The organism is Novosphingobium olei (assembly GCF_012927405.1).
GTDB lineage: Bacteria > Pseudomonadota > Alphaproteobacteria > Sphingomonadales > Sphingomonadaceae > Novosphingobium > Novosphingobium olei.
The window spans coordinates 1-12,542 of record NZ_JABBGM010000001.1; the positions used below are offsets into that span (position 1 = coordinate 1).

Annotated in this window: 13 protein-coding genes and 1 tRNA gene; 9 read left to right on the forward strand and 5 right to left on the reverse strand. The window is 66.9% G+C overall.

The window, feature by feature from the left end; genetic code table 11:
* Positions 1 to 514 precede the first annotated feature (514 nt).
* A tRNA-Val gene (locus HHL27_RS00005) sits at positions 515 to 589 on the reverse strand.
* A 91-nt stretch (positions 590 to 680) separates the two neighbouring features.
* Here HHL27_RS00005 and HHL27_RS00010 point away from each other — a divergent pair.
* Complete coding sequence (locus HHL27_RS00010) at positions 681 to 977, forward strand: DUF3297 family protein (protein ID WP_169491350.1); 297 nt, start codon at positions 681 to 683, stop codon at positions 975 to 977.
* A 40-nt stretch (positions 978 to 1,017) separates the two neighbouring features.
* On the opposite strand, the gene HHL27_RS00015 is transcribed toward HHL27_RS00010, so the two are convergent.
* Positions 1,018 to 1,914, reverse strand: coding sequence for a LysR family transcriptional regulator (locus HHL27_RS00015; protein WP_169491351.1), 897 nt, complete (start codon positions 1,912 to 1,914; stop codon positions 1,018 to 1,020).
* A gap of 101 nt (positions 1,915 to 2,015) precedes the next feature.
* Between HHL27_RS00015 and HHL27_RS00020 the strand changes: the two genes are divergently transcribed.
* The 6 genes from HHL27_RS00020 to mmsB all read left to right on the forward strand — a co-directional run bounded on the left by HHL27_RS00020 (position 2,016) and on the right by mmsB (position 7,935).
* A complete protein-coding gene (locus HHL27_RS00020; RefSeq protein WP_169491352.1) occupies positions 2,016 to 3,512 on the forward strand; it encodes a CoA-acylating methylmalonate-semialdehyde dehydrogenase in 1,497 nt (498 codons plus the stop codon).
* Positions 3,513 to 3,687: 175 nt separating this feature from the next.
* Positions 3,688 to 4,830, forward strand: coding sequence for an acyl-CoA dehydrogenase family protein (locus HHL27_RS00025; RefSeq protein ID WP_169491353.1), 1,143 nt, complete (start codon positions 3,688 to 3,690; stop codon positions 4,828 to 4,830).
* A gap of 40 nt (positions 4,831 to 4,870) precedes the next feature.
* On the forward strand, positions 4,871 to 5,917 hold the full coding sequence (locus HHL27_RS00030) for a 3-hydroxyisobutyryl-CoA hydrolase (RefSeq protein ID WP_169491354.1): 1,047 nt from the start codon (positions 4,871 to 4,873) through the stop codon (positions 5,915 to 5,917).
* The gene (locus tag HHL27_RS00035) at positions 5,914 to 6,282 is read left to right on the forward strand and encodes a YunG family protein (RefSeq protein ID WP_169491355.1); all 369 of its coding nucleotides are present in this window, start codon (positions 5,914 to 5,916) and stop codon (positions 6,280 to 6,282) included. Before HHL27_RS00030 ends, HHL27_RS00035 begins: the two co-directional genes overlap by 4 nt.
* The gene (locus HHL27_RS00040; protein ID WP_206069299.1) at positions 6,266 to 7,054 is read left to right on the forward strand and encodes an enoyl-CoA hydratase-related protein; all 789 of its coding nucleotides are present in this window, start codon (positions 6,266 to 6,268) and stop codon (positions 7,052 to 7,054) included. The genes HHL27_RS00035 and HHL27_RS00040 overlap by 17 nt, the downstream gene beginning before the upstream one ends.
* An 11-nt stretch (positions 7,055 to 7,065) precedes the next feature.
* Entirely contained in the window at positions 7,066 to 7,935 is an 870-nt protein-coding gene (gene mmsB / locus HHL27_RS00045; protein ID WP_169491356.1) for a 3-hydroxyisobutyrate dehydrogenase, read from the forward strand.
* A gap of 12 nt (positions 7,936 to 7,947) precedes the next feature.
* Here the strand turns inward: mmsB and HHL27_RS00050 are convergent, their stop codons facing one another.
* On the reverse strand, positions 7,948 to 8,802 hold the full coding sequence (locus HHL27_RS00050; protein WP_240959202.1) for a CHAP domain-containing protein: 855 nt from the start codon (positions 8,800 to 8,802) through the stop codon (positions 7,948 to 7,950).
* A 124-nt stretch (positions 8,803 to 8,926) separates the two neighbouring features.
* Here HHL27_RS00050 and der point away from each other — a divergent pair, with 124 nt between their 5' ends.
* Together der and HHL27_RS00060 are read left to right on the forward strand one after the other, a co-directional pair.
* Positions 8,927 to 10,318 carry a ribosome biogenesis GTPase Der gene (der, locus tag HHL27_RS00055; RefSeq protein WP_169491357.1) on the forward strand — a complete coding sequence of 464 codons (1,392 nt, stop codon included), beginning with the start codon at positions 8,927 to 8,929 and terminating at the stop codon, positions 10,316 to 10,318.
* A gap of 4 nt (positions 10,319 to 10,322) precedes the next feature.
* Complete coding sequence (locus tag HHL27_RS00060; protein ID WP_169491358.1) at positions 10,323 to 10,748, forward strand: DUF983 domain-containing protein; 426 nt, start codon at positions 10,323 to 10,325, stop codon at positions 10,746 to 10,748.
* Between the two features lie 34 nt (positions 10,749 to 10,782).
* Here the strand turns inward: HHL27_RS00060 and purU are convergent, their stop codons facing one another.
* Positions 10,783 to 11,634, reverse strand: a complete 852-nt coding sequence (gene purU, locus HHL27_RS00065; protein ID WP_169491359.1) for a formyltetrahydrofolate deformylase — start codon at positions 11,632 to 11,634, stop codon at positions 10,783 to 10,785.
* Between the two features lie 89 nt (positions 11,635 to 11,723).
* Complete coding sequence (locus tag HHL27_RS00070) at positions 11,724 to 12,521, reverse strand: SDR family oxidoreductase (protein WP_169491360.1); 798 nt, start codon at positions 12,519 to 12,521, stop codon at positions 11,724 to 11,726.
* Positions 12,522 to 12,542: the final 21 nt, after the last annotated feature.

Genomic DNA, 12,542 nt, shown 5'->3' on the forward strand with positions numbered 1-12,542 from the left:
CCGGTCCGTGGGCTGGCGTATAACCTATATGGTTCTTTTTGTCAAGATTGGTGGGGGAGGGCAGAGAACAGGACAGATGCGAGGGGGTGACCCCCTCGCGCTCCCGGGACGTCTTCCGGCGCTGGCCAAGGGCTGTGGGGTGGGGTTACGCCCTCTCTCGGTGTTGCGCTTGGGAGAACAAGGGCGGCCCTTCGACAGGCTCAGGGCAGGCGGTTTGGGGGGAGGGGTTCCTTTTTCCCTCAAACGTCATGCCAGCGTAGGCTGGCATCGTTGGCGGTTTGCGGGACGGTTGGGCGGCGCTTGGTGGCCAGCGATCCCAGCCTTCGCTGGGATGACGTTAGAAGGGAAACCCACCGCCGTCCATCCTGAGCTTGTCGAAGGACTGTTCTTTTCCTTGGGGCCGCGCTGTACCCCCTCCACTTGCAGGGGAGGATCGGGTGCGGCGCACAACTTCCGCAAATCCGCGCCCCGGGCCAGAAACACAAAAACCCGCAGGGACCCCCGCGGGTTTGAGTGGTGGGCGCGACAGGGATTGAACCTGTGACCCCACCCGTGTGAAGGGTGTGCTCTACCGCTGAGCTACGCGCCCGCTCGCCGGCGTCGAGCCGGGGCAGGGGCGCGCCTCTATCCCGTGCGGCTGCGATTGACAAGTGGGGTGGGCAAGATATTTGCCGCGCACCATGACCGATGAAACCACTCCGCAGACTTCCGGCCCCGACGTGCCGCCGGATCACCTCGCCATCAATCCGCGCAGCCCGTACTTCGATGCGGACAAGCTGCGCCGTGGCGTGGGCATCCGCTTCAAGGGCACGGTGCGCACCAATGTCGAGGAATACTGCATTTCCGAGGGCTGGGTCCGCGTGCAGGCGGGCAAGACCATGGATCGCAAGGGCAATCCGCTGACGCTCAAGCTGAACGGTCCGGTCGAGGCGTGGTACGAGGACCTGGGCGAGGGCGCGCCGGTCGCCAAGGCCTGAAAGCCGGCCGGGCGCGTGGCCCGGCGGCTTCGCTCTCCGGTCACCGGGGCAGCAGGCGGGCGCGTTCGCGCAAGGCGAGCGCGGTCAGCCAGTCCTTGAAGGCGCGCACGCGGGCGAGGTTGTGCGTGTCCTTGTGCGTCACGAGCCAGAAGCTGCGCGTGATGCGCGCCTCTGGCAGCACGGGCACCAGCCACTTGTCCGCATCGCCGATGAAGCAGGGCAGCACGCCGATGCCGGCCCCGGCGGCGATCAGGCGGTGCTGCGCGTTGATCGAACTGGAGCGCACCGTCGCGGAAAGATCCTCCTCGATTTCAGCGAGATAGCGCAGTTCGGGCGCATAGAGCAGGTCGGGGATGTAGCCGACGAGGCGATGGCCCTGCGCGAGGTCCGCCGGGCGTTCGGGCATGCCCCGCCGCGCAAGATAGCCGCGCGTGGCGTAGAGCCTGAGCGCATAGTCCGAGAGCTTGCCCGCGATGACTGGGCCCGCGCGGGGGCGGGAGAGCGTGACGGCAAGATCGGCTTCGCGCTTGGACGGGCTGAGGAAGCCCGAGTTCGCCACCAGATCGACCATCAGGCGCGGATTGGCATCGATGAAGCTGGGCAGCGCGGGCGCGACGATCCAGCTGGCGAAGCCTTCGGACAGGCTGACGCGCAAGAGTCCCGCAGGGCCACCGCCGGTGGCGGCATGTTCGGCGATGCGGCTGGCGGCCTGCTCCATCGCCTCGACCTCGGCGAGCATGGCTTCGCCGGCTTCGGTCAGGACCTGCCCTTCGCGCGTCTGTTCGAACAGCGTGGCGCCGACGCGCGATTCGAGCCGGCGCAGGCGGCGGCCGACGGTGGTGGCATCGACGCCCATCGCGGCGGCGGCGCGCGCGAGCTGGCCGCTGCGCGCGACGGCGAGAAAGGCCTGAAAGTCGTTCCAGTCGGGGACCTGCATAATTGCAGGTGAACCTCGCATTTTCGCGACTTGCTTGCAACCGGGCGGGGGTGCACATCGCGGCCCAAGTCCAGTCGCCCATCCAGTTTGAGAGGATTACCATGCGCCTCATCGACCATTTCATCGTCGGCGGTGCCGGCGGCGAGCCCGCCCGCAAGGGAGACGTCTTCGACCCCAATAACGGCGGCGTGCAGGCGCAGGTGGCGCTCGGCACGGCCGAAACGCTCGAGCGCGCGGTGCAGGCCGCGCTGAAGGCGCAGCCGGCCTGGGCCGCGACCAACCCGCAGCGCCGCGCCCGCGTGATGTTCCGCTTCAAGGAACTGGTCGAGGCGAACATGGAAGAGCTCGCCCGCACGCTTTCGTCCGAGCATGGCAAGGTCATCGCCGATGCCAAGGGCGACATCCAGCGCGGGCTTGAAGTCGTCGAGTTCGCCTGCGGCCTGCCGCACGTGATCAAGGGCGAATACACCCAAGGCGCCGGCCCCGGCATCGACGTCTATTCGATGCGCCAGCCGATCGGCATCGGCGCGGGCATTACCCCGTTCAACTTCCCCGGCATGATCCCGCTGTGGATGAGCGCGATCGCCATCGCCACGGGCAACGCTTTCATCATCAAGCCCAGCGAGCGCGATCCTTCGGTGCCGGTGCGCCTGGCCGAGCTGTTCATCGAAGCGGGCCTGCCCGAGGGCATCTGCCAAGTGGTCCACGGCGACAAGGAAATGGTCGACGCGATCCTGGATCACCCGGCGATCGGCGCGATCAGCTTCGTCGGATCGTCCGACATCGCGCACTATGTCTACAACCGCGGCGTGGCGGCGGGCAAGCGCGTGCAGGCCATGGGCGGCGCGAAGAACCACGGCATCGTCATGCCCGACGCCGACCTTGACCAGGTGGTCAACGATCTGTGCGGCGCGGCCTTCGGTTCGGCCGGCGAGCGCTGCATGGCGCTGCCCGTGGTCGTGCCGGTGGGCGAGGAAACCGCCGAGAAGCTGCGCGCCAAGCTGATCCCCGCGATCAACGCGCTGCGCGTGGGCGTGTCGACCGATCCCGAAGCGCATTATGGTCCGGTGGTGACCCAGGCGCACAAGGAAAAGGTCGAAGGCTGGATCGGCAAGTGCGTGGAAGAAGGCGGCGAGCTGGTCATCGACGGCCGCGGCTTCACCCTGCAGGGCCACGAAAAGGGCTTCTTCGTCGGCCCGACGCTGATCGACCACGTGACGCCGGACATGGACAGCTACCACAACGAGATCTTCGGGCCCGTGCTGCAGATCGTGCGCGCCAAGAACTTCGAGGAAGCGGTCGAGCTGCCGAGCAAGCACCAGTACGGCAATGGCGTCGCCATCTTCACGCGCAACGGCCATGCCGCGCGCGAGTTCGCCGCGCGCGTCAATGTCGGCATGGTGGGCATCAACGTGCCGATCCCGGTGCCGGTCGCCTACCACACCTTCGGCGGGTGGAAGCGTTCGGCGTTCGGCGACACCAACCAGCACGGCATGGAAGGCGTGAAGTTCTGGACCAAGGTGAAGACCGTGACCCAGCGCTGGCCCGACGGTTCGCCCGACGGCGGCAACGCTTTCGTCATCCCGACGATGGGCTGATGGAAAGGGCATGGAGCCGGGCATAAAATTGCCCGGCTCTTTGCACGCAATTGCTGCTCCGCCGCCCGATTGCCGGCATGGCCCATGGGTGAGACTGGACAGCCATGGAGCGCCGGGTCTAGGCGCCGGTCAGGCAATTCAAGCGGGCGATTAAGCGCCCAAGGGGATGAGACACATGACCGATCAGTTCGCGCTGACCGAAGACCAGATCGCCATCCAGGACATGGCGCGCCGTTTCACCGCCGATGCGATCACCCCGTTCGCCGCGCAGTGGGACGAGGACCACACCTTCCCGCGCGAAACGATCAAGGCGGCAGCCGAGCTGGGCTTTGCCGCGATCTATGTCAGCGAGGAATCGGGCGGCATCGGCCTTGGCCGTCTGGAAGCGGCGCTGATCATGGAAGCCATGGCCTATGGCTGCCCGGCGACGAGCGCGTTCATCTCGATCCACAACATGGCATCGTGGATGATCGACTGCTTCGGCGGCGACGAGATCAAGGGCCGCTACCTTCCCCAGCTGGTGACCATGGACAAGATCGCCAGCTACTGCCTGACCGAGCCGGGTTCGGGTTCGGACGCGGCGGCGCTGAAGACCACGGCGCGGCTGGAAGGCGACCACTATGTCGTCAACGGCACCAAGCAGTTCATCTCGGGCGGCGGCGTCAACGATATCTACGTGACGATGGTGCGCACGGGCGATGACAGTGCGCGCGGCATTTCGTGCCTGGTGATCGACAAGGACATGGACGGCGTGAGCTTTGGCGCGCCCGAAAAGAAGCTCGGCTGGAACGCGTCGCCCACCGCGCAGGTGATCTTCGACAACGTGAAGGTGCCGGTGGCCAACCGCGTCGGCGCGGAAGGCGATGGCTTCAAGTTCGCGATGGCGGGTCTCGACGGCGGGCGCCTGAACATCGGCGCGTGCTCGCTGGGCGGGGCGCAGCGCTGCCTCGACGAGGCGATCCAGTACGTCAAGGATCGCAAGCAGTTCGGCAAGTCGATCGCCGAGTTCCAGAACACCCAGTTCGTGCTGGCCGACATGGCGACCGACCTGGAAGCGGCGCGCGCGCTGCTGTACCTCGCCGCAGCCAAGGTGACGCAGGGCGCGCCCGACAAGACGCGCTTTTCGGCGATGGCGAAGAAGCTTTCGACCGACAACGGCTCGGAAATCGTCGACAAGGCGCTGCAGATGTTCGGCGGCTATGGCTACCTGCGCGACTACCCGATCGAGCGCTTCTGGCGCGACCTGCGCGTCCACCGCATCCTGGAAGGCACCAACGAGGTGATGCGGATGATCGTAGGCCGCGATCTGCTGAAATGAACGCTTTCGGGCTGCGCCTGAAGTGAACGGAGATTGTTCAGTGACCGATGACCTTCTGGTGAAGCGCGACGGGGCGGTGGGCGTGCTGTCGCTCAACCGGCCCAAGGCGATCCACGCGCTCAACCTCGACATGGTGCATGCCATGGTTTCGGCGATGCAGGGCTGGCAGGGCGACGAGGCGGTGCAGGCGGTGCTGATCGACCACAGCGAGGGGCGGGGCTTCTGCGCAGGGGGCGACATCGCCTTCCTGCGCAATTCTGCGCTGAACGATGGCGGCGCTTCGGGGCGCAAGTTCTTCCACGACGAATACCAGCTCAACCACCTGATCATGACCTACCCCAAGCCGGTGGTGGCGTTCATGGACGGGATCACCATGGGCGGGGGCGTGGGCATTTCGGGCCCGGCGCAGTACCGCGTGGCGACCGAGGCGACGCGCCTTGCCATGCCCGAGACCGGGATCGGCCTGTTCCCCGACGTGGGCGGCGGCTGGTACCTGTCGCGGTTGAAGGGGCGGCTGGGCCAGTACCTTGCGCTGACCGGCGCGCGGCTGGATGGGGCGGAATGCGTCTGGGCGGGGCTTGCCACCCATTACCTGCCGGCCGAGAACCTGCCTGCGGCCAAGGCGCGGATCGCGGCCGAGCCGGGCGCGATCGCGACGATCCTGCGCGAACTTTCGGCGGTGCCGCCCGAGGCGAAGATCGCCGTTCATGCAGCCGAGATCGAGCGGCTGTTCGCTTCCAACGTCTATGAAGACATCCTTGCCGCGCTGAAGGCCGAAGGCAGCGATTTCGCGAACGCCACGCTGGCGAGCCTTGCCAGCAAGAGCCCGCAGACCTGCAAGGTCGCGCTGCGCCAGCTGGCCGACAGCCTGACCTTGCCCGACTTCGCCGCGAACATGGTGATGGAATACCGCATCGCCAGCCGCGTGCTGACCCGCCCGGACTTTGCCGAAGGCGTGCGGGCGGTGATCGTCGACAAGGACAATGCGCCCAAGTGGGACCCGGCCACGCCCGAAGGTGTGAGCGATGCCCTGATCGACGGCATCTTCGCCCCGCTCGATCCGGCGGATGAGTGGAAACCGCTGTGAGCTTTGCCGACCCGATCGCGCTGTACCATGTGGTGAAGCGCAGCTGGTCGGCGCAGACGATTCCCGACGCGTTCGATCCTGCCAACCCCTGCCGCAACCAGTGTGCGGTGACGGCGCTGGCCGTGCAGCGCCATTTCGGCGGGGACATCGTCAAGACGGCGACCAAGGGCGGCACGCATTTCTACAACCTGATCGACGGCCGATACTGGGACCTTGCCGCCGACCAGTTCGACGAACCCATCCCTTATGACAACGTGCTGACCGATGCGGCCGAAGCGCACCAGCACGCCAGCGAGGATCACCTCGCCACCCTGCTTCACAACATCCAGAACCATCAGAACAGCGGAGATGACCGTGGCCTTTGAAACGATCCTCGTCGAACAGAAGGGTGCCGTCACCCTCATCACGCTCAACCGCCCGCAGTCGCTCAACGCGCTCAATTCGCAGGTGCTGGGCGAGCTGATCGAGGCTTTCGCCGCGTTCGAGGCCGATGCTTCGCAGCGTTGCGCGGTGCTGACGGGATCGGGCGAGAAGGCCTTTGCCGCGGGCGCCGACATCAAGGAAATGGCCGACAAGCCGGCGGCGGATTTCTATAACGAGGACTTCTTCTCGAAGTGGACCAGCCACATCGTGAAGACCACCCGCAAGCCGTGGATCGCGGCGGTGAACGGGTTTGCGCTGGGCGGTGGGTGCGAGCTGGCGATGATGGCCGACTTCATCATCGCATCGGAAAACGCCAAGTTCGGCCAGCCCGAGATCAAGCTGGGCGTGGCGCCGGGCATGGGCGGATCGCAGCGCCTGACCCGCGCGGTGGGCAAGGCCAAGTCGATGGACATGTGCCTGACGGGCCGCATGATGGACGCGACCGAGGCCGAGCGTTCGGGCCTCGTCAGCCGCGTGGTGCCGCTGGCCGACCTGCTGGGCGAGGCGCTCAAGGCAGCCGAGACGATCGCGGCGATGCCGCCGATGGCCGCTGTCGCCAACAAGGAAATGGTCAACGCCGCGTTCGAAACGACGCTGGACCAGGGCCTGCTGTTCGAACGCCGCGTGTTCCAGGTCCTGACCGCGAGCGAGGACAAGGCCGAGGGCATGAAGGCCTTCATCGAAAAGCGCCCCGGCGTGTTCAAGGGCCGCTGAGGAGCAACGCTATGAAGATCGCATTCATCGGCCTTGGCAACATGGGCGGCGGCATGGCCGCGAACCTGGTCAAGGCGGGCCACCAGGTCCACGCCTTCGACCTTTCCGCAGACGCGCTGGCCAAAGCCGGCGAGGGCGGCTGCCAGACCTTTACCGCCGTGCCCGACGCCGTTGCCGACGTCGATGCGGTGGTTACGATGCTGCCCAACGGCGCCATCGTGAAGAGCGTCTATACCGCCGACGTGATCGGCAAGGCGCCCAAGGGCGCGCTGTTCCTCGACTGTTCGACCATCGACGTTGCCACGGCGCGCGAAGTGGCGGCGCTGGCCAGCGATGCCGGATACGAAATGGCCGATGCGCCGGTTTCGGGCGGGATCGCGGCGGCCAACGGCGGCACGCTGACGTTCATGGTGGGCGCTTCGGACGCGACGTTCGAAAAGGCCAAGGCCGTGCTCGAACCGATGGCCAAGGCGGTGATCCATGCCGGCGAGGTGGGCGCGGGGCAGGTTGCCAAGATGTGCAACAACATGCTGCTGGCGATCCACATGATCGGCACGTGCGAGGCGCTGGCGCTGGCCGGCAAGGCCGGGCTCGACCCGCAGAAGTTCTACGAGATCTCGTCGAAGTCGACGGGTTACTGCTGGTCGCTCAACGACTATACCCCGGCACCGGGCGTGGGCGCGACGAGCCCGGCGGACAACGGCTATGCCGGCGGCTTCGCCTCGGCGCTGATGCTCAAGGATCTGAAGCTCGCCATGGAAGGCGCGCAGAGCGCCGGTGCGACCGTCCCCATGGGCGAGCACGCCAAGGCGATCTACGAAGCGTTCGTCGAAGCGGGCAACGGCGGCAAGGACTTCGGCGCGATCTTCACGACGCTGTAACGCGCCGGGTGATTACCGCATCCGTGCGGCGATGATCCGGCCGATCGGATCGTCGGCAAGCGACCGCGCCCCCCGGGGTGCGGTCGTTTTCGTCTGCGCGACCGGTTCGGCGTAGGCGAGCATCCGGCGCGCGGGCGCGGGCGACAGAGGGGACGAGGAGGCGCTGGCGGCCTTGGCGGCGGGGCGCGGGCGGGCCGGCGTGTCGGTGGCGATGCCCGAGAGGAAGTCCGCGCCGATCTGCGAGCGATAGGGCGCGCGGGCAAGCGTGGCAGGCAGCGATGCCGAGGCGAGGACGACGGGCTTGCCGGTCATCCGCGCGGCGGGGTCTGCGGGTTCGTTGTAGATGAAGCCGTTGACCGGCCAGTGCGTGGTGCCCAGATCGCCGAGCGGGGCGTACCACACGCGCACTTCGCTCCAGTCGTTGTCGGGCGAGACGTCGATGGCGCGGACGTTGTCCTCGATCTGGCCGCGGCGGCCGCCGATGGGCGACCAGTTGGCATGGCGCAGCAGCACGGTGCGGCGGTCGATGATCCGGCTGACCGCGGCAACGTGGCCCAGGCGCATAGCGCCGTGGGGCGCAAAGCTCATCACCGCGCCCACCCTGGGCCGGCGGCCGCGCGCATACTGGTCTTCGGCCTGGTCCCACCAGCGCCAGGCATCGCCATAGATCGCGATGCCGGACACCTGCCGGGCATAGGGCACGCATTCAAGGCCAGTATCGGCGAGGCCAGTATCGGCATCGTCGCCGACCGAAGCATCGTCGTAGCCCGCGACAGGCGCATCGATGGCGCGCGCCGGCGCGGTCGCGCCGAAGCCGGTTGCCAGCATGATCGCGAGCGGGATGCCCGTCCAAGTCCAATTCCGCATGGGCATGTTTCTGCCTTGCCGTGGTTGAGCAAGGCTTTCACACAATGGTTAACGGCTCTATAGCCAAAGTGAGTAAGAACGCCGTATGCTTGCCTTCGGCGCGCATAAGGGCCACGGGAGGACCATGCGTCCCCAGGTTATCATTATCGGCCGGCCCAACGTCGGCAAATCCACGCTGTTCAACCGGCTCGTGGGCAAGAAGCTGGCACTTGTCGACGACCAGCCGGGCGTCACGCGCGACCGCCGCTTCGGCGATGCGAGCCTGCTGGGGCTCGACTTCACCATTGTCGACACCGCCGGATGGGAAGACCTCGATCCCGAAACGCTGCCCGGCCGCATGCGCCAGCAGACCGAGGCATCGCTGATCGGCGCCGACGTGGCGCTGTTCGTGATCGACGCGCGTGCCGGCGTCACCCCGCTCGACGAGGAGATCGCCCGATACCTGCGATCGAGCCGCGTGCCGATCGTGCTGATGGCCAACAAGGCCGAGGGCCGTTCGGGCGATCCCGGCATTTATGACGCGTTCGCGCTGGGCTTCGGCGAGCCGGTGGCCTTTTCCGCCGAGCATGGCCAGGGCCTGGCCGACCTGTTCGAAGCGCTGCGCCCGCATCTCGAGCCCAAGCAGGCCGAAGAGGACGAGGATGCAGACGAAGCGGGCGAGGACGAGGAGGAGTTCGATCCCGAATCGGTCCTCAAGCTCGCCATCGTCGGCCGCCCGAACGCGGGCAAGTCCACGCTGATCAACAAGCTGCTGGGCGAAAACCGCCTGCTGACCGGGCCGGAAGCGGGCATCACCCGCGATTCGATCGCCATCGACTGGCAGTGGTTCGATCCCGAGCGCGAAGGCTATCGCCCGGTCCGCCTGATCGACACGGCGGGGATGCGCAAGAAGGCGCAGGTGACCGAAAAGCTTGAGAAGATGTCGGTGGCCGATGCGCGCCACGCCATCGATTTCGCCGAAGTCGTCGTGCTGACGCTCGATGCGACGCGCGGGCTGGAGCACCAGGACCTCAAGATCGCGTCGATGGTGCTCGAAGAAGGTCGCGCACTGATGATCGCGATCAACAAGTGGGACGTGGCCGAAGATCCTTCGGGCCTGTTCCAGGGCATCCGCAAGGCGCTGGACGATGGCCTTGCCCAAGTGCGCGGCGTGCCGCTGCTGGCGATTTCGGGCCGCACCGGCAAGGGGCTCGACGATCTGCTGAAAGCCGCCTTCGAGATCCGCGCGGCTTGGTCCAAGCGCGTCCCGACCGCCGCGCTGAACCGCTGGTTCGACGATGCGCTGGCCGCCAACCCGCCGCCGGCGCCGGGCGGCAAGCGGATCAAGCTGCGCTACATCACGCAGGCCAAGACCCGGCCGCCGGGCTTCGTCCTGTTCGGCACGCGGCTGGACGAATTGCCTGAAAGCTACCGCCGGTACCTGATCAACGGCATCCGGCGCGAACTGGGGTTCGATGCGGTGCCGATCCGGCTGACGCTGCGCAGCCCCAAGAACCCGTTCGCGACGAAGAAGTAGGCCGATGCCCGATGCCGCGCTGCCGCTGCCGTCTGCTGCCCTGCCGCATTCGCTGGGCGCGGCACTGGCGCGGGGCGCGCGGGGGCGCTGCCCGCGCTGCGGCGGCACGCATCTGTTCGCAGGGTTCGTCAAGCCGGTGGAACGCTGCCGCCTGTGCGGGCAGAACTGGACGCTGCACGCGGCGGACGACTTTCCCGCCTATTTGTCGATCCTGATCACCGGCCACGTGATGGCGCCGGTAATCATCGAGCTGGGGCTGAAGACCGAGCTTTCGCTGGGCGCTATGATGGCGCTGGTGGGCACGATGGCGCTGGTGCTGCTGATCGCGCTGCTGCGCCCGGCGAAGGGCGGGATCATCGCCTTTCAGTGGTGGATGGGCATGCACGGCTTTGCCGCGCGGCCCGGCCGGCGCGAGGCGCTGGGCGACTGAACTCCGCCCGACTGAACTCCGCCCGACTGAACTTTCAGCTCTTGAACACCACCGTCTTGCTGCCGTTGAGCAGAGCGCGGTCGCCCAGGTGCAGGCGCACCGCTTCGGCCAGCACGCGGCGTTCGATGTCGCGGCCCTTGCGCACCAGATCCTCCGGCGTGTCGGCATGGCTGACCGGCTCGACGTCCTGATGGATGATCGGGCCTTCGTCGAGATCGGCGGTGACGTAGTGCGCGGTGGCGCCGATCATCTTCACCCCGCGCGCGTGCGCCTGGTGATAGGGCTTGGCGCCTTTGAAGCTGGGCAGGAACGAATGGTGGATGTTGATGCAACGGCCCGAAAGGAAGCTGGCGAGATCGTCCGACAGGATCTGCATGTAGCGGGCGAGCACGACGAGTTCGGCGCCGGTTTCCTCGACCACGCGCTTCACTTGCGCTTCCTGCTGCGGCTTGGTGTCCTTGGTGATCGGCAGGTGGTGGTAGGGCAGATCGCCGAACAGCGAGACGTTGAGCGCTTCCAAGGGATGGTTGCCGATGATCGCGACGATCTCCATCGGCAGTTCGCCGATGCGGGTGCGGTAGAGCAGATCGCCCAGGCAATGGTCGAACTTGCTGACCATCAGCACGACGCGGCGCTTCACCGATGTATCGCGCAGCGACCAGTCCATGCCGAGGCTGGAGGCCATCGGCGCGATCGCGCCCCGCATGCCTTCGAGCCCGGCATCGGCGGCAAAGACCACGCGCATGAAGAAGCGGCCGGATTCGATATCGTCGAACTGCTGCGCCTCGAGGATGTTGGCACCCGCCTGGAACAGGCAGCCGGTCACCTTGGCGACGATGCCGGGACGGTCCTCGCACGAAAAGGTCAGGATCAATGGCGCGGACATGACGTCTGGATTTCCCCTCTTGCGGGTGCGCTCATAGGCGAGCGGCGGGGGCGCGCCAACCCCCGCCGGCTTGCCCGGGCGGGCGTGTGTCAGAGCGCGCTGATGCCGCCGTCGAGCTTGAGTTCGGCCCCGGTCATGAAGCGGCTTTCGTCGCTGGCGAGGTAGAGCACGCCGTTGGCGATGTCCTGCGGTTCGCCCACGCGGCCGAGCGGGATCTGGCGGGCGAGCTTGCCCATCACCACGTCCTTGTCGAGATTGGCATTGGTGGCGATGCCATCGAGGATCGGGGTGTCGACGAACGTCGGGTGGACCGAATTGCAGCGGATGTCCCAGCCCCGCTTGGCGCAGTAGAGCGCGACCGACTTGCTCAGCATCCACACCGCCGCCTTGCTGGCGTTGTAGCCGGGCATGGTGTCGGACGCGATCAGGCCGGCGATCGAGCTGATGTTGACGATCGAGCCGGGCTGGTTCTCCTTCATCACCGGCAGCGCCTTCTGGCAGCCGAGGAAGACCGAATCGACGTTGATGGCAAAGCCGCGGCGCCAGTCTTCGAGTGTGGCCGTCTCGATGTTGCCGCGCACCCCGACGCCGGCGTTGTTGACCAGCACCGACAGGCCGCCGAGCTTGGCGACCGCCATGGCGATGGCCGCGTCCCAGTCTTCGGGGCTGGTCACATCGTGGCGCAGGGCGAAGGCGGTGCCTTCGCCAAGTTCGGCATTGATCGCGGCGGCCTGCGCGGCAGCGCCTTCGCCGTTGATGTCTGTCAGCAGCACTTTCGCGCCTTCGCGCGCCAGCGTCCACGCGTGCGCGGCACCAAGTCCCTGCGCGGCGCCGGTGACCAGCGCCTTCTTGCCTTCAACCCTGCCGGTACGCTCTGTCTTGGCCATGTCTTTTCCTCTCCGTGTTCG